The organism is Flavobacterium keumense, from assembly GCF_029866485.1.
Classification (GTDB): Bacteria; Bacteroidota; Bacteroidia; order Flavobacteriales; family Flavobacteriaceae; genus Flavobacterium; species Flavobacterium keumense.
On the sequence record NZ_CP092332.1, the window covers coordinates 1,933,425 to 1,950,564 of the forward strand.

The 17,140-nt window shown below is 32.0% G+C and carries 12 protein-coding genes; 1 reads left to right on the top strand and 11 read right to left on the bottom strand.

All coding sequences use genetic code 11. The features are described 5' to 3' along the window. Positions 1–15: 15 nt before the first annotated feature. From MG292_RS08700 to MG292_RS08735, 8 genes are read right to left on the bottom strand one after another with little or no spacing between them, the layout of a single operon-like run. A complete protein-coding gene (locus MG292_RS08700; protein ID WP_264533119.1) occupies positions 16–1,134 on the bottom strand; it encodes an efflux RND transporter periplasmic adaptor subunit in 1,119 nt (372 codons plus the stop codon). A gap of 9 nt (positions 1,135–1,143) precedes the next feature. Further along, complete coding sequence (locus tag MG292_RS08705) at positions 1,144–5,478, bottom strand: CusA/CzcA family heavy metal efflux RND transporter (protein WP_264533118.1); 4,335 nt, start codon at positions 5,476–5,478, stop codon at positions 1,144–1,146. Between the two features lie 53 nt (positions 5,479–5,531). Next, complete coding sequence (locus tag MG292_RS08710; RefSeq protein WP_264533117.1) at positions 5,532–6,935, bottom strand: sensor histidine kinase; 1,404 nt, start codon at positions 6,933–6,935, stop codon at positions 5,532–5,534. Positions 6,936–6,938: 3 nt separating this feature from the next. Continuing rightward, the gene (locus tag MG292_RS08715) at positions 6,939–7,598 is read right to left on the bottom strand and encodes a response regulator transcription factor (protein WP_264533116.1); all 660 of its coding nucleotides are present in this window, start codon (positions 7,596–7,598) and stop codon (positions 6,939–6,941) included. A gap of 11 nt (positions 7,599–7,609) precedes the next feature. Next, on the bottom strand, positions 7,610–9,082 hold the full coding sequence (locus tag MG292_RS08720; RefSeq protein WP_264533115.1) for a DUF3570 domain-containing protein: 1,473 nt from the start codon (positions 9,080–9,082) through the stop codon (positions 7,610–7,612). A 26-nt stretch (positions 9,083–9,108) separates the two neighbouring features. After that, complete coding sequence (locus MG292_RS08725; protein WP_264533114.1) at positions 9,109–9,318, bottom strand: DUF4266 domain-containing protein; 210 nt, start codon at positions 9,316–9,318, stop codon at positions 9,109–9,111. Continuing rightward, complete coding sequence (locus MG292_RS08730; protein WP_264533113.1) at positions 9,315–10,301, bottom strand: FAD:protein FMN transferase; 987 nt, start codon at positions 10,299–10,301, stop codon at positions 9,315–9,317. Before MG292_RS08730 ends, MG292_RS08725 begins: the two co-directional genes overlap by 4 nt. Further along, positions 10,298–10,732, bottom strand: coding sequence for a thioredoxin family protein (locus tag MG292_RS08735; protein WP_264533112.1), 435 nt, complete (start codon positions 10,730–10,732; stop codon positions 10,298–10,300). The genes MG292_RS08730 and MG292_RS08735 overlap by 4 nt, the downstream gene beginning before the upstream one ends. A gap of 212 nt (positions 10,733–10,944) precedes the next feature. Here MG292_RS08735 and MG292_RS08740 point away from each other — a divergent pair, with 212 nt between their 5' ends. Further along, positions 10,945–13,041 carry an LTA synthase family protein gene (locus MG292_RS08740; protein ID WP_264533111.1) on the top strand — a complete coding sequence of 699 codons (2,097 nt, stop codon included), beginning with the start codon at positions 10,945–10,947 and terminating at the stop codon, positions 13,039–13,041. Positions 13,042–13,079: 38 nt separating this feature from the next. Here the strand turns inward: MG292_RS08740 and MG292_RS08745 are convergent, their stop codons facing one another. The 3 genes from MG292_RS08745 to fabG are packed head-to-tail and all read right to left on the bottom strand — an operon-like array spanning position 13,080 to position 16,955. Further along, positions 13,080–14,084: a zinc dependent phospholipase C family protein gene (locus tag MG292_RS08745; RefSeq protein WP_264533110.1), complete on the bottom strand. Its 1,005-nt coding sequence runs from the start codon at positions 14,082–14,084 to the stop codon at positions 13,080–13,082. 45 nt (positions 14,085–14,129) lie between these two features. Further along, a complete protein-coding gene (locus MG292_RS08750) occupies positions 14,130–16,157 on the bottom strand; it encodes a hypothetical protein (protein WP_264533109.1) in 2,028 nt (675 codons plus the stop codon). A gap of 51 nt (positions 16,158–16,208) precedes the next feature. After that, positions 16,209–16,955: a 3-oxoacyl-[acyl-carrier-protein] reductase gene (gene fabG, locus MG292_RS08755; RefSeq protein ID WP_264533108.1), complete on the bottom strand. Its 747-nt coding sequence runs from the start codon at positions 16,953–16,955 to the stop codon at positions 16,209–16,211. Positions 16,956–17,140: the final 185 nt, after the last annotated feature.

Below are 17,140 nucleotides of genomic sequence, written 5' to 3' on the forward strand. Positions count from 1 at the left end.
TTAATCTATTATTTTTTAATTGGCTACATCGAAAGTGCCTTTAGTTAAAATCTTTGAAGAAGTGTTAATAATCCCATTAGGAAGGATTTCAACAAAATCTTTATTCTTTTCTCCAATGGAAACCGCTACTTTTTTAAATGAATAGACCTTGTCTTTGACATTTTCTAATAAAAGTACAAAATTTTTGTTGCTTTCTGTAATCAATGCTTCCGTAGGAATCGCTACTCCTTTTTTAGAATGTGTTACAATCTTTGCTTCAACAAACATTCCTGTTAGTAATTTCTGTTTTACAGATTCGTCTAAATGTCCGTGAACATTAATTGTCCTGTCATTTCCTTCTATTGATTTTCCAACTAAATGCACTTCTGCTGGAAAAACTTCTTTTGATGCTTCTGGAACTGTAAAATTAATTTTCTGTCCCACTTTTACTTTTAAAATATCTTTCTCAAAAACCGCCAATTCTAAATGCAAATGGTTGGTATCTACAATTTCTAATATCACGTCTGATGGAGCAATATACATTCCTACATTAGCATTCATTACTACTATATCTCCTGTAATTGGTGACGAAATAGTAACGATAGAAGTTAATTTTCCTTTTTCTACATTGGCCGGATTAATTTTTAGTAAGAGTAATTTTTCTCTTAAACTTTGATAGATTCCTTTGGCTTTACGGTAATCGCTTTCGGCTTTTAAGTAATTTTTTTGCGAACTGATTTTTTCGTTGAACAATGTTTTTTGACGTTCGTATTCTGATTTTAGATAGTTAATTTGTTCGGCTACTTCCAAATAGTCTTTTTGAATATCTAAAAATTCGGTGCTTTCCAAAGTAACCAACGCTTGACCTTTATGTACTTTGTCTCCCACTAAGAGTGTAGTAGATTTTACATAACCACCAATAAAAGTAGTAACTTGAGCTCTGTTTTGTGGAGGCACATCAATTTTCCCAGAAGTAACAATACTTACCTCAAAATCTTGTTCTGTTGGATTTGCAATTTGCATTCCTCCCGATTTGAATTGCGTTTCAGTTACGTGAATTAAACCGTCTTCTTTAGTTGTTGGTGCTTCATTTTTAGTTTCTTTACACCCCATTAAAAGAGTAAGTAAAGCAAAAGTATGTAGTGTTTTTTTCATAATAATAGATTAAAAATTAGGGTAATACAATTCTAATTTGGTAGTGTTGTATTGTAACAATGTATCTAAATAATCAACTTGAATATTCGTTCCATTTTCTAAACTTTGAATGTATTGAAAAAAATCAATTTCTCCGTTCTTATAGCTCAAATTAGCTACTTTGATAATTTCTTCAGATAATATTTTTCCGTATTGATTGTAGTAATTAATAGCCTCTTGGTACTTAATTAAATCATTTTTCTTCTGGTCAATATAACGCTCAATTTTTTGTGTTTCAGATTGTTTTTGTTGTTCCCAACTTTTCAAATCCAATTGTGCTACTTTAATTTTAGAAGTAGTTCCTGTAAATAAAATTGGCAAAGCAATCCCAACTTGAAATCCATATAATGATTGTGTTAACCCTGTATTTCTACCTTGGAAATAATCAATAGTAATATCTGGTAACCAATGTTGTTTTTGTAGGCTTAATTGTTTTTTATAATTTGTTGTAATATACTCTAAATAAGACAAATGAAGTTCTTTCACTGAACTATTTGCTAAAGTATTTAGCAGACTCATTTGGCTATTTGAAACTACCACTTTTTCTTCTGATTGAACTAACGAATTAAGCACTTCATATTGTGCTAATTTATCTTTTTCAATTTGAGCTTTTTTGGTTTGAATTTGTCCTGATTTTGCTTGAGCCGTAATTTTTTCTAAATAATTAGTTTCACCCAATTCAAAACGGCGCTTACTTGCTTTAGAAAAATTTTGATACAAACTATCCAAATACATATAGCGTTTTTCCTGATTTTGGAGGTAAACAATATGTTCATATACTTTAGAAACAGCCAAAGTTAATTTGTTTTTTTGCAACTCAAATCGGGCTTTTTCTCTTTCATACTCTGAAGCAAGAAGGTTTTTCTTTGCACCATAAACCGTAGGAAACTCAAATCGTTGTTGTACTCCAAATACTCGTAATGGAGCGTTGTTTAGCGCTAAATTATTTTGGTCGTAACTGTAATATACATTGGTTTTATCAAAAGAATAGGCCGTTTGAATCGATTCTTTTAATTTTTCTAATTGTAATTGCGAAGCCTTGATTTCTTTATTATTTTCTAATGCTAAATTGACAATACGTTCTCGTTCTGAAGCCGTATTTTGTGCCATTATAACTGTAGAACTCAACAAGAATAGCAGTAGATAGGTTGATTTATGATGCATTTTAAATTTAGGTTTCTTAAACTCTTTTGGGTCAAACACTTTAAAAAGAACTGGTAAAACAATCATTGTCAAAATTGTGGCTGTGAATAAACCTCCAATTACTACTGTTGCTAATGGACGTTGCACTTCGGCTCCTGCTGAAGAAGAAATAGCCATGGGCAAAAATCCTAATGCTGCCGCTGCCGCTGTTAATAATACAGGACGCAATCTATTGGTAGTACCTTTTACAATTAATTCATCCATAGTATTCATTCCGTGGTGTTTGAGTTCTTTAAAATGTTCAATTAAAACGATTCCGTTTAAAACTGCAATTCCAAAAAGTGCAATAAAACCAACACCTGCTGAAATACTAAACGGCAAATCACGAATCCATAAAAATAAAATTCCTCCTACTGCCGAAAGCGGTATTGCCGAATACACCATTAAAGCATCTTTTATGGATCCAAATGCAAAATACAATAGAATAAATATTAAAAATAAGGCAATTGGCACTGCTATAAGTAATCGCGCTTTGGCACTTTGAAGGTTTTCAAATTGCCCACCATACTTCACATAATAGCCAGATGGAAGTTGAATTTTAGTATCAACAATTTTCTGAATATCTGTTACAACACTTTGTAAATCGCGATTCCTTACGTTAATTCCCACTACAATTCTACGATTGGTATTATCTCTCGAAATCTTTGCAGGACCCGTAGTATAATCAATAGTAGCCAATTCACTTAACGGAATTTGTTGACCGTTTGGAGTCGACACATATAGGTTTTTCAAATCCTCAATATCGTGTCTATTCGTTTCATTAAGACGTACTACCATGTCAAAACGTTTTTCTCCCTCAAATACATTGCCTACTGTTTTTCCAGCAAAACTTAAAGCAATCATTTCGTTCAAATCAGCAATATTCAATCCATAACGTGCAATTTTAGAACGATCGTATTGCACAAACATTTGAGGTAAACCCTCTGTTTTTTCTATAATGATGTCAGATGCTCCTTCCACATTCTTAATAGCACTTTCTATTTCGTGTGCTTTTTGTGCCAAAATTTCTAGATTTTCTCCAAAAATCTTTACTGCCAAATCCGACCGTGTCCCGGAAACTAATTCGTTAAAACGCATTTCGATGGGTTGTGTAAATTCAATTTCCATATTCGGAATTTGAGTTTCGACCGCCTTTTTGATTTTATCAGCCAATTCATCTTTGGATTTCGCTGACACCCATTCTGATTTAGGTTTTAGTTTTACAATAACATCGCTTTCTTCCATAGACATTGGGTCAGTTGGGACTTCGGCAGCACCAATTCTACTAACTACTTGATCTACTTCTGGGAAATTTTTCAAGATGATTTTTTCAATTTTGGTGGTCGTTGCGATTGTTTTTGTTAAAGAAGTACCAGTTTTTAAAACAGGCTGGATAACAAAGTCACCTTCGTCTAAGGTGGGTATAAATTCTCCTCCCATAGTAGAGAACAATACGATTGCGAAAACTAAAAGACCAAATGCCCCGTACAATACTTTTTTAGTATTGGTTAAAGCCCAAGTAATAATGGGCAAGTACCATGAATTTAGTTTCAAAATCAATTTGCTTGCAAAAGAATCAGCACTTTCTTCTTTCGGTTTTAAAAATAATGAAGAAACTACTGGAACATACGTAAAACAAAAAAGCATGGCTCCAACTAAGGCAAAACTAAAGGTCATGGCCATAGGTTTGAACATCTTTCCTTCTATTCCAGATAAAGACAAAATAGGTATGAAAACGATCAAAATTATCAACTGTCCAAAAACAGCCGAGTTCATCATTTTAGAGGCACTTTTAAAAGTAATTTGGTCAATTTGTAGTTGACGTTCTTCTTTTGAAAGAGTTGTCAAATGTGCTGATTTGTGAACGATTTGAAAAGCAATAAATTCAACAATAATTACCGTGCCATCGATAATAATTCCAAAATCAATAGCTCCTAAACTCATCAAATTGGCATCAATATCAAAAATATTCATTAAGGAAATAGCAAATAATAAACAAAGTGGTATAACGGATGCCACCACTAAGCCTGAACGCCAATTCCCTAATAACAAAACCACTACAAAAATTACAATTAAGCACCCTAGAATTAAATTCTCCGCCACTGTAAAAGTCGTTTTTCCTACCAATTCACTTCGTTCCAAAAATCCGTTGATATACACGCCTTCTGGTAAATGTTTTTGGATTTCGGCTACTCTATTTTTAACATCAGCAATCACTTGTTTAGAATTTCCTCCTTTTAACATCATTACTTGTCCTAATACTTTCTCCCCTTCTCCATTACCAGTAATAGCTCCAAATCGGTTAGCGTGGCCAAAGTTTACTGTTGCAATATTTTTAATATATACCGGTGTTCCATTGGTGTTTTTTACTACGATATTTTCAATATCTTCTAATGATTTTACTTTTCCTTCACCACGAATGAAATAACTTTGATTTACTTTCTCAATATAAGCTCCTCCTGCTATACTATTGTTTTTTTCTAAAGCAGTAAATACATCGCTCATGCTAATGTTTATCGCTTTTAAGCTGGCTGGACTAATCGCAATTTCATATTGTTTTAAATAACCTCCCCAAGTATTAATTTCAACTACTCCTTTAATTCCAGACAATTGACGTTTCACAACCCAATCTTGAATAGTTCTTAAATCAGTAACCGAATAATTGGCTTTAAATTCAGGTTTAACTTCTAAGGTATATTGGTATATTTCTCCTAAACCTGTTGTAATAGGTCCCATCTCAGGCGTACCAAAACCTTCTGGAATTTTTTCAGAAGCCGATTTTATTTTCTCGGCAATTAATTGTCTTGGTAAATAAGTTCCTAAATTGTCTTCAAAAACAATCGTTACCACTGACAACCCAAATTTTGAAATTGAACGAATTTCTTTCACACCTGGTAAATTGGCCATTTCTATCTCTACAGGATAGGTAATAAATTGCTCAATATCTTGCGTGGAAAGATTGCGAGATGTCGTAATAACTTGAACTTGATTATTGGTTACATCGGGGACAGCTCCAATTGAGATTTGGAATAAAGAGAAAATTCCAAAACCAAATATTCCAAGAGTGAATAGTAATACTATTAATTTGTTTTTTAAACTAAAAGCTATGATTTTCTCGAGCATTGTATACTTTTATTTATAAGTCACAAAAATAACATATAAATATAGCTCTTTTCTTAAGAATTACTTAAGTCTTTACTTAGAAACGATAAGTTAACTTGGGTACCAATATTTTCTTCACTAGTTATTTTTACTTCAATTGAAAGCAAAGAACACAATCGTTGTACTATAGACAACCCAATTCCAACCCCCTTTATATCTGGTGAAATTGTAATTGCGTTAGAACGGAAAAAGGGTTGAAATACTTTTTCTAAATCGGCCTTAGGTATTCCAATACCTGAGTCAGAAATGGTACATTCTATTAGATGTAAATTTTGCCTCAGTTCAATTTCAATTACTCCATTTTCTTTAGAATATTTTAGCGCATTTGAAATTAAGTTATTGATAATTATAGCAAGTAAATGCTGATCTGATTCACAATAAAAATCATCTTTAAACAAAGTTGTTATAGTAATTCCTTTTGATTCGATTAAAACGGACTGTCTTGCTATGACTTCCAAAAATAAAGCATTCAAATAGACCGACTCAATTTTTAGGGATTGTTTTTCATTTTCGTACCGTGCTAACAACAATAATTGATCAACTAGATGGTTGAGATGATTGACCTCAGTAATGCAAAAATTAATTTTATCTTCATACTCTTGGGGCGTTCTTGGCTTTCTGGTTAAAACCTCCAAAGTTCCTTTTATAACCGTTAAGGGAGTTCTTAACTCATGAGATGCATCAGAGGTAAATTGTTTCTCGCGTTCAATTGCATTCTCTAAACGATCCAATAAATTATTAATTGTTTTTGATAAAACATACAATTCATCTTTTGTTTTTGGTAATACTATTCGCGACTTTAAATTGTCTTTAGTGATAGCATCAGAAGTTGTCATTATAGTATTGATGGGTTTAATACTTCTTCCTGCAATGATTCGTGCAATTAAAAACAAAACCCCTAAAATAGAAGGATATGCAATTAATAATACTTCTAATAAATCACGAAGAACCATTTGGGCATTTTCTAATGACATGGCTACCATTACATATCCTACAATACTTTTTTCTTGATAAATAGGTAATTGTGTTTGGCGAATCAATTTTCCGTCTAATTTATAATCATACAATTGACCTGAAGAAATTTGAGAATTAAATCTAAGATTACTACGTTTCAAATTGGGTGACTTTTCAACTAATTTTTTGTTTTCATCGATAAACTGAACAAAAACAGGATTCACATCTATGGTATTGTGTTCTCTTTCTAGCCATTCATTCTTATGAAGTAAATGAAAATCATTATTATTAACGGAAATCTCCGTTAAATGTTTGGCCGATTCTGATTGTATATCATCACTGATATGACTATAAACACTGAACCGTACACTAAAATAGATAACAAAAAAAACAACTGCAATCAGCAAAGCAGTGGTAATAATATAATGTGATGCGATTCGATTTTTAAAAGAAAGTTGTTGCATAAATTAGTCATTTGCGATGTATCCTACTCCACGAATAGTTTTGATACAATCTTCTTCTTTTTTTATATTTAATTTCTTGCGAATGGAATTCATAAAAACATCGATTACTCCTGTGTCGTAGTCAAAATGAATGTCCCAAACCTCTTCTATTATTTGGGTCCGTGTACAAACTTTTCCTTTATTTTTAACTAAATAACATAGCAATTCAAATTCACGATGCGTCAAAGTTACTTCTTGATTGTTAACATAAACCAAACGATTACTGAGATTTATTTCGATGCTACCTAAATTTAAAACCTGTGTTTCTTGATTTCGAAAATGAATTTTAATTCGTGCTACTAATTCATCAAAACTAAATGGTTTTTTAACATAGTCATTAGCACCTGCCTGAAGACCTTCAATAGTTTCTTGAACGGTATCCTTTGCGGTCAAAAAAATAATAGGTGTAGTTTTATTTTTTTTACGAAATTCTCTACAAACCTCAATACCAGTTATTTTGGGCAACATCCAGTCCAATAAAACTAAATCGAAATTATTTTCTAAAAGTAGTTGTAAAGCTGCCTCTCCATTTGATGCAGTAGTAATACTATAACCCTCCTCTTCCAATCCTTGCTGTAAGAATTGAATGATTCCAACTTCATCTTCTACAAGTAATATGCGCATTATAAAAATATTTATTGCATAATAAATTTGAAAGCAATTGTTGCTATGCTTGCCTTAAGTTTATCACTTCGTTTATATTGATGGAATCTAAAATCAACATTTTTAAGTCCAAATTGCCAAATTTTGGCTGAAGCAAAAATATCAGTGTAATTAATTCCAAAACCCAACTGCTTGGTACCAAAGTTAGCTAAATCTGGATCAGATGTGTAAAATTGTTCCGAAGAAAGATGCATTTCGTAAGGTGCATAAAACTTGGATGCTGTTTGTTTATAATACCGAAATGTTGGAAATACAGTGAATTTATCCGATAATTTAAACGGCAATTCTACACTAGCTGTATGCGCTTGAATATCCCAATCATCTGAATAATACCTGTAATACGTACGTAAAACCAAATATTCATTGATATAATAATTAATACGAGCTCCAATAGGTAATTTAAAACGGGTATTAGGTAATCGCTCTATATCATCAGCTAATTTGAATACACCTGTATTAGTAGTGTTTTCATAATTAGCAATATATTGCGGTTGACCAATAAAAAAATTAGTTTTATCAGCAAAATAGATACGATGATATGGTGTTGATAATAATCCTTGTTGTTGGAGAACATCAAAGAAAACAGAAAACTGAAATCGTTTAGTTAGTATTTGAGAAAATCCAAATGAAGCCGAATAGGAATTTCTATTCGTCAAAGCTAAATCCTTAAATTTAGTAGGAAGATACGTTTCTGTAGCTGAAATCCCGTTTTCATTGTAAACAGTTACTCCGCTAAAATAACCTTGATTTAAAAAGTTAGTACCATATTTTGAATATTCATGTAATTCCGTTGGATAAATAGGACGCCATTGATCTAAATACACGTTGACTTTTATATTTATCTCTGTGTTTTTTTCATTAAAAAGCGCGGCAATTCCTCCACCAAATCCAGCAGAGGTGTAATCATATTCATTAGAGAATGATACATCTGCATTCCAAATAAAATTTCTAGAATCACTACTATGACTGTAATTAGCCATTACAGAAACTAATTCATCGCTTTTGGAGGCTCCCGAAGATGCCTGCCAAGGGGATCCATATGGCCCTGTAGCTGAAGTTGATTTAGTATTAGCTCTTTTGTCGTCATCGTCATCGTCGCCACCTGAAGCTCCTGAATTATTAGACCCCGAAGCTCCAGATGCATTAAATGGATTAATATTACTTGATGAAGCTGATGAGTAAGCAGAAATTCCAGCATCTATTGTCAAAACATCATCATCATTCAAAGGCATTGCTATGGTAATATTAGAAGCAATATCTGTTAGTTTTTCTGAACCAATTCCACCACCAACAGCTGATTTAGATCCATCCTGTTGGTAATAACTGGCTAAAAAATCAATTTCGGTACTTTCTAAAACCCTTTTTTTGAATGTGGGTTGCTTACTTCCTTGCGAATAAATACAAGTTATACAAAACAGAAACAAAATCGTCGTATGTTTTTTCATTGATAGAGTCATATCTAAATTAACAATTAGTTGCAACCACATCCGCCACCCGATTTTCCTCCATTGGCTCCAGCGGCAGCTTCTCTATAAACTTGAAAAGTTGTTTCATATTTTTCAGCTGTTCGTGCGGCTAATTTCATATCGACATCATTGATTTTTTCTTTTTCATATTCTTTAACAATAGTGCAAGACTGCATTAATAAAAGAATAAACAAGGCTAAGCTTATATTTTTCATTTGTTATATTTTTTAATGTCAATTCCTTTTGAAGCATGAATTTTTCCTTTATCATCGACAATGATACATTCAATTCCTTTTAATTGGTTCACTAAATCTAATCCCACTTCAACTCCCAAGACAAAGATCCCTGTGGCTAAAGCATCAGCAATTTCGGTTTGTTTGGCAAATACTGAAACACTCACCACTCCTTGTGCCGGATAACCTGTTCTTGGGTCAATGATATGTGAATAACGGATTCCGTTGAATACTACGAATTTTTCATAACTCCCTGAAGTCTCAACTGCACTATTTTCTAGAGGGAAAGTAGCAAAAACCTTATTTTTGTTCATTGGATTTATGATACCTACTGTCCATTGTTTATTATTACTTTGTCTTCCCCACGCATTAATATCTCCGGATACGTTTACAATACCTGACTTACACCCGTTAGCTAATAGTACATCCTTGACTTTATCAGCAATATAACCTTGTCCAATACCACCAAGACCTAATTTCATTCCTGCTAGTTTCAAGAAAATTGTTTGATTGGATTTATCCAAAACAATGTTTTTATACCCAATTTTAGCCACCGATTTTTTTATCATTTCTTCAGAAGGCATAGAAGTCATGCTACCATCAAATTTCCAAATTTTATCCATTGAAGCATAGGTAATATCAAAAGCACCTTCTGTTATTTCAGAAATTTTAATGGCTCTTTCTACTAAATCAAAAACTTCTGAGTCTACTTTCACAGCTTGAATACCTGCATTTTTGTTTACTAATGAAATTTGGGTAGTTGGAATCCAATCGGATATTTGATTTTCAATACGTTTTACTTCAGCAATGGCTAAATCTATATACTTTTTAGCTTCAACAGAATCTTTAGCTACTACTGTAATTTCAAATGGACTACCCAACATGGATATTTTTCTCTTATACTCTGCTTGAGCAAACAGTGAAAAACTAACAACTAGGGCTAAAAACGAAAGTACTATTTTCATTTTTTCTCGAATGAATGAATGAGTTGAATATATTCAGTTGCTGAAATATTTTTGTATCCTTCAATCCCTAAAACAGCTCCTGATTTATCTAACAAAAGGACTAAAGGAAAATTACCCGAGGGATTATATAGCCCAGCCAATTTTTTATTAGCCTCAGTTAGAATTGGATTTAACTGATTAACCTTTTTCTTCGGAAAGTCAGCTTTATAAATTACCCAATTAGTCTCTGATTCTTTTTTAAACTCAGCAGATTGCCAAACGGTTTTATCTAATTTTATACAAGGTGCACACCAATCTGAACCCGAAAAAACTAAAACGATATTCTTATTTTCAGCTAAAGCTTGATTTTGTGCTTCTTCAAAAGAAGGCTTCCAATTTTGAGAATATCCAAAGGCTGTAAAAAATAATAGAAATAATACTGTCTTTTTCATTTGAAAACTATAAATATGTATCAATTATACAAAAGTAACTCAAAATCAATGGATTTATTTTAAACGCAATTTAAATTAAGCTAAACTTAAGTTTTGATTTTGCATCACATCAAAGTAAAAAATATCATTTAATAATAAATTATAGAGGTGTTAATTTACATCCATTCATATTACTCTCAAATTGCTTATTTTTGCAAAAAAACTAATCTATTATGTCTTCAATTAAAAACTTATCTCCTTTTTATAATCTGACTTTATTTTATATCATCGTAAGTTTTATTTTAAGAATTGTATTGTTGTTTCATCCCATTACACAAGCAACTTTTTCATGGATAGATACACTAAAAATTTTTAGTCTAGGTGTTGTTTCTGATTGCTTAGTTTTTACAGTAATCAGTGGTTTTTTATGGTTGTATTTGATTTTTATTTCCAACTCAAAATACTTGAAACCAACAGGATACATCATTTTTGGATTACTGGTTAGTTTATTTTTATATGTTGCATTTGGTAATACCATTCTCAATGAATATGGAGGTGCTTTGCCTGAAATAGGAATGGTTTTTATTGGTCTAAAAACACTGCTTTTTGGATTGTTGTTATTTCTTCCAAAATATAGACATACCATTCGTTTTTGGTTGTTTTCATTTGTTATTTTTCTTTTTGTCACTTTGATTCTTCAAAATGCGATTAGTGAATTTTTCTTTTGGAATGAATTTGGAGTAAAATACAATTTTATTGCTGTGAATTATTTGGTTTACACCAATGAAGTAATTGGAAACATCATGCAGTCGTATCCTGTTATCCCAATCTTTACGACACTTTTTTTAGTATCTGGAACAATAACTTATTTCATTGTACAACATTCTAAAAACTATATTGAATCGATTCCTTCTTTTACCGAAAAAATCAAAATTTCAGGAGTATATTTGGTTATGTTAGCCCTTTCATTGGCTACAATTCCATATTTGGCTGCCAAAGAAAATTCTCAAAACATCTTTACCAATGAATTGCAGTCGAACGGAATCTATAAATTCTATTTGGCTTTTATTCATAGCGAATTGGATTATTTTAAATTTTACAAAACGATACCAACTCAAGAAGCCTATACTACTTTGAAAGAACAAATTCCAGGTATTACAACCGAATCTACTTCTAGACCAATTACCGCAAAAGGTCAAGAAAATCATAAAAATGTGGTACTGATTACAATTGAAAGCTACAGTGCTGATTTTATGAAAGTCTACGGAAACGAAAACAATATCACGCCGTTTTTAGATGAGTTAGCGACCCAAAGTTTACAATTTACAAATTTGTATGCTGTAGGAAATAGAACCGTTCGCGGACTAGAAGCGGTAACGCTTTGCTTTCCTCCTACGGCAGGTGAAAGTGTAGTAAAAAGAAAAGACAATAAGAATAAATTTTCGACAGGAAATATCTTCAACCAAAAAGGATATCAAGTAAAATACTTGTATGGTGGTGATGCTTTCTTTGATAATATGGAAGATTTTTTCTCTGGAAATGGGTATGCCATTGTCGATAAAAAATCATTACGCCCAAACGAAATTACCTTTGCTAATGTTTGGGGAGTTTGTGATGAAGATATGGCTAACAAAGCAATTAAAGTGATGAATGCCGAAGCACAATTGGGTAAGCCTTTCTTTAATCATTGGATGACGGTAAGTAATCATAGACCTTTTACGTATCCAAACAATAAAATCGATATTCCAGGCGATGCCAAGTCCAGAGACGGCGGAGTTAAATACACGGATTATGCTTTGAGAAAATTTTTTGAAATGGCAAAAAAACAGCCTTGGTTTCAAAATACGGTTTTTGTGATTGTGGCAGATCATTGCGCATCTAGTGCCGGAAAAACTGAATTGCCATTAGACAAATACAGAATTCCAGCTTTAGTATATAGTCCAGGCTTTATAGCTCCTCAAAAATACACTCAATTAATGTCTCAAATAGATGTAATGCCAACGGTAATGGGATTATTGAACTTCAACTACCAAAGTAAATTTTACGGACAAGATGTGTTCCAATCTGATTACAAACCAAGAGCTTTGATTGCAACCTACCAAGATTTAGGTTTGATAAAAGACAATGTATTAACAATTATTTCGCCAAAACAACAAGTCAAACAATTCCAATTAAGTTTGAAACCCGACCAAAAAACAGCTCCCGAGTTCCAACTCTATTATAACCAAGTATTGTTGAAAAAGGAAAGAACCGACTTAGTTAAAGAAACCGTTTCATATTACCAAACGGCTTCGGATATGCTAAAGAAAAAGAAATACCAAAAAAACTAAGTTAAAAAGGAGCGATTTACATCGCTCCTTTTTACTATTTAATCGAAATCTTTTTCACTTTCTAAACCAAATAATTTTCCTTGGTTCCAAAGCAATAAATCTGCTTTTAAATTTGGTTTATTTCGCTCTGTCAACTCTGGTGTATCTATACTTGATAAATCAGGTTTTCCTGCATTAACCCATGCAGTATACCAATAACTAGACGTCATTACAATCGCTTTTTTTAATTGTTTTTCAACCATTCCATTCAACGCCTGATTGTATTTCTTTACATATTCATCTGTATGAATTAAATCATTAAACTTGTTTTTAGCTATACCTCCTTTTGAATCCAAATTGTACATTTTATCATTAGCCATTGACTCTCTTAAATTTTTATCAGCCAACAATAATGGAGCAATCAAACTATGAGAATCATTGATAATAGCCCAAGTAGTTGCTTCTACATTAGTAATATATTTTGCCTCTTCTGTATGAAAATTATAGTCTTTTCCAAACATCTCTGGAATACGCGCTTCCCATAAAGCGTGAATCCCTTTTTGATTAGTCAATAAACCATCATGATTTACCGCAGTGTGCAAAGGCATATGGGCATCTCCAATGTAATGACCTAAATCAGCTGCCAAAAACAAAATTTCGGTTTTACGTTTGTCTTTAAAGGCTTTAGTTAATTTTACCATTACATCTTGAATGTACCAAGGCAAAATACCATTACTGGTTAAGAATTTTTCATCGTATTTTCTCTTTGCTAATTCCGAAGTTTTGGGAATTGTATCGGCAGCACCATAATTTTCTAAATCAATATAATGACGTGGTTTTTCTGTATTATCTCGCAATGTATATTTTCTTAAATCTGGAACTGTCGATTCCTGTGTTACAAAATCAATATGATTATAAAAAAATGTACGTACAGGTTCTGGAAGCGCTAAAACAGCCGCTTTATTAATGTGTTCATGGCCAAAAGGTCCCCAAGAAATTGTTGCAAATAGTACAAAAGTTGCTATAATCGAGATGGCAACTGTCCTAAGTGAATTTGATTTCATATTTAATAAATTTAGGTTGTAAATGTATTTATAGAGCATTAAAAATTATAATAGTCCATTATTTTTTCTGACGAACCATTCTGACGCTAGCAAAAAAGAAATAATAACGAGTAACCAAAACCAATCTATCAAAGAGGTTCTCACCATTACGTTTTTTTGAACTGGTTTATAGCTTTCTTCTTCTATTAATTGATGTAATAAGGTGTCAATTTGCGCGGGCATATACAGCTTGCCTTGTGTCTGATTAGCCAATTGATTTAATTTTTCAAAATCAGGATTCGTAAATTGTTTTTCGACATCAAAATTGAGTATTTCAAAATAACCCGAATACTTTTCTTTGGAATTTAATTCGGTCACGGTAAACTTATATTTTCCTGCTGGAATTCCATCCAAATTCACTTTGTAAGAATTAGAACCCTTAAGTAAATCATAATTCATAACTGCTTTTGTTTGGATATTTAAAACACTAATATTCAATCTCGCCTTTTCGTCAAACTCTTGATTTTTATTGAAATATTGTGCGCTTATTACTATATTATCTCCTGAATTATAGAATTGTTCGTGTTCGACTTCCAATGATTTTTTACTGCTATTGGAAGCCAAAAACTGAATAATCTTATCAATAAAAACATCATATTTTTCAAAAGAATGATTATCTACAAAGCTTTTTGCACGCCATTTCCAACTATTTTCTCCTAAAAGATACGCAGTACGTTTCTCCTGATTTTCTACAAAAGCAAGCAAAGGAGATTGCGTAGTAATTCCTTTAATTTTTGAAGAAAGTAAAACAGAAGTATTTCCTTTAGTTGTAATTGTTCCAAAACTATTTTGTAAAGGAGGGAAAGATTCAAATCCAATATTATCTAAAGCAAACAAATTAAATTGGGAATTGAAGCCTGCGAAATAGTCCTCCGATTGACTTCCCATTTTGAATTGTAGCTCATTTTGTTGTTGATTTAAAAAACCAAAATCAGTACTCGTTCCTGTAATTATAAATGAATTAATACCCGCTAATTTCATTTCGTCGAAAACGGATTTACAACTAGAGCTGGGTTGATACAAAATAACAATATTGTATTTATTTAACCCATTGATAATGTTAGGTTTGAATATAACTACTTTACGTTGAGAATTAGATTCAATAGCTCGTTTTAAAGTACCAACATCTGGGTGATTTATTGCTGAAATTAAAGCGATATCTGTCTTTTGATTCATCACTTCAACAACAAAGTTTTTAGTATTATTAAAATAATTTTTCTCTTTTTTTGAGGAAGATATAGTGGCTTGAAATAATTGTAATCCTATTGCATTTGCAGGAAGCAATAATTGAATCACAGCTGTTTTATTGGAAGGAGAAAAAGAAACATTTTGGTTAGCAATGACAGCTTTATTTTGATAAATTTTAAAATTAGCTTCGATTTTTTGGTCTCCAGAATAAGAAACAAATGCTTCTACTGGAAATTTATTTTTATAAAAAGCATATTTATTAGCATTAATCTGGTTGATTTTTAAATCAAATACTTTTGACGTATCTCCTAATACAATGGGATACACTTTATTTGCAGTATCAAAACTATATACATAATCAGCACCTGTAGTTTGATTCCCATCTGTTAGAATAATAGTGGGGAAGTTTTTGTTTCTGTAGGTTTGTTTTAATCCTATTGCAACAGCATCCAAATTAGTTTGCTTTCCTTTAAAATTGAATCTTTTCGATAACTGTAAATCTTTTGAAAATTGATACGATTGAATGGTAAACTTTTCCTTCAACGCAGTATTGGAAACTATTTTTTGATATACTTTTCGAGCCTCGACATTGGACTTTAAAAACGGAATGGAAGTCGAATTATCCATAACTACAACTAAAGGCGTTTTTTCTATTTCAAAAGAATTCGTTGTTATCGTTGGATTTATCAATAAAACAAAGATGGCTAGAAATGATAAAAAACGTAAAAAAGCCAAAAACAAATTCAGTTTAGATTTGTTTTTGGCTTTATATAAATATTGGAAAAAGGCTAAACCACCAGCTATGAAAACAGAAAGAATCAGTAATACCTTTGTGATGGTGTCCATTGTGTATTAAAATTTCAGTTTGAGTCTAAAAATCAAACTATTAGTAACCTATTATGTTAGCATTCCGCCACAAACATTAAGTACTTGACCCGTCACAAAAGCACTCATGTCTGAAGCAAAGAAAAGGCACGCATTAGCTACATCATCAGTGGTTCCACCACGTTTTAATGGAATTCCATCTCTCCATCCTTGCACTACTTCCGGACTTAATTTAGCTGTCATTTCAGTTTCAATAAAACCTGGCGCAATAGCATTACAACGAATGTTTCTTGATCCTAATTCTAAAGCAATTGATTTGGTAAACCCAATCACTCCTGCTTTAGATGCAGCATAATTGGCTTGACCTGCATTCCCCTTCACTCCTACCACACTACTCATGTTGATGATAGAACCAGAACGCTGTTTCAAAAAAGTTTTTTGAGTAGCTTTTGTCATATTGAAAACCGATTTCAAATTCACATCAATTACTTGATCATAATCAGCTTCAGACATACGCATTAATAAATTATCCTTAGTAATTCCGGCATTATTAATTAAAATATCAACGGTTCCAAACTCTTCAATAACCGCATCTACGAAAGCCTGTGCTTCATTAAAATCAGCAGCATTAGATTGATATCCTTTGGCTTTAATTCCCATAGCATTCAATTCATTTTCTAAAGCCAAAGCCGATTCAACAGATGAGCTATACGTAAATGCAATATTAGCACCGTGTTTTGCAAACACTTCAGCTACTCCTTTACCGATTCCACGGCTGGCACCAGTAATAATGGCTACCTTTCCTTCTAGTAATTTCATAGTATAAAAACGAAATAGATTATTTTAATTAGATTAATGCTGATTATACTCTTAATTAGAGGTAATCAAAGTTCAAATATAGTAATAAATGAAGAATTTACGAAACGGATTCAGAGTTACATTTATCGAAATAAGATGATGGTTATTTAAAATATTATATATATTTATACAATTAATTTATTACG

Coding starts and splice junctions, on each gene's coding strand:
- MG292_RS08700 (WP_264533119.1), bottom strand. CDS start 1,134: ATGAAAAAAACACTACATACTTTTGCTTTACTTACTCTTTTAATGGGG.
- MG292_RS08705 (WP_264533118.1), bottom strand. CDS start 5,478: ATGCTCGAGAAAATCATAGCTTTTAGTTTAAAAAACAAATTAATAGTA.
- MG292_RS08710 (WP_264533117.1), bottom strand. CDS start 6,935: ATGCAACAACTTTCTTTTAAAAATCGAATCGCATCACATTATATTATT.
- MG292_RS08715 (WP_264533116.1), bottom strand. CDS start 7,598: ATGCGCATATTACTTGTAGAAGATGAAGTTGGAATCATTCAATTCTTA.
- MG292_RS08720 (WP_264533115.1), bottom strand. CDS start 9,082: ATGAAAAAACATACGACGATTTTGTTTCTGTTTTGTATAACTTGTATT.
- MG292_RS08725 (WP_264533114.1), bottom strand. CDS start 9,318: ATGAAAAATATAAGCTTAGCCTTGTTTATTCTTTTATTAATGCAGTCT.
- MG292_RS08730 (WP_264533113.1), bottom strand. CDS start 10,301: ATGAAAATAGTACTTTCGTTTTTAGCCCTAGTTGTTAGTTTTTCACTG.
- MG292_RS08735 (WP_264533112.1), bottom strand. CDS start 10,732: ATGAAAAAGACAGTATTATTTCTATTATTTTTTACAGCCTTTGGATAT.
- MG292_RS08740 (WP_264533111.1), top strand. CDS start 10,945: ATGTCTTCAATTAAAAACTTATCTCCTTTTTATAATCTGACTTTATTT.
- MG292_RS08745 (WP_264533110.1), bottom strand. CDS start 14,084: ATGAAATCAAATTCACTTAGGACAGTTGCCATCTCGATTATAGCAACT.
- MG292_RS08750 (WP_264533109.1), bottom strand. CDS start 16,157: ATGGACACCATCACAAAGGTATTACTGATTCTTTCTGTTTTCATAGCT.
- fabG (WP_264533108.1), bottom strand. CDS start 16,955: ATGAAATTACTAGAAGGAAAGGTAGCCATTATTACTGGTGCCAGCCGT.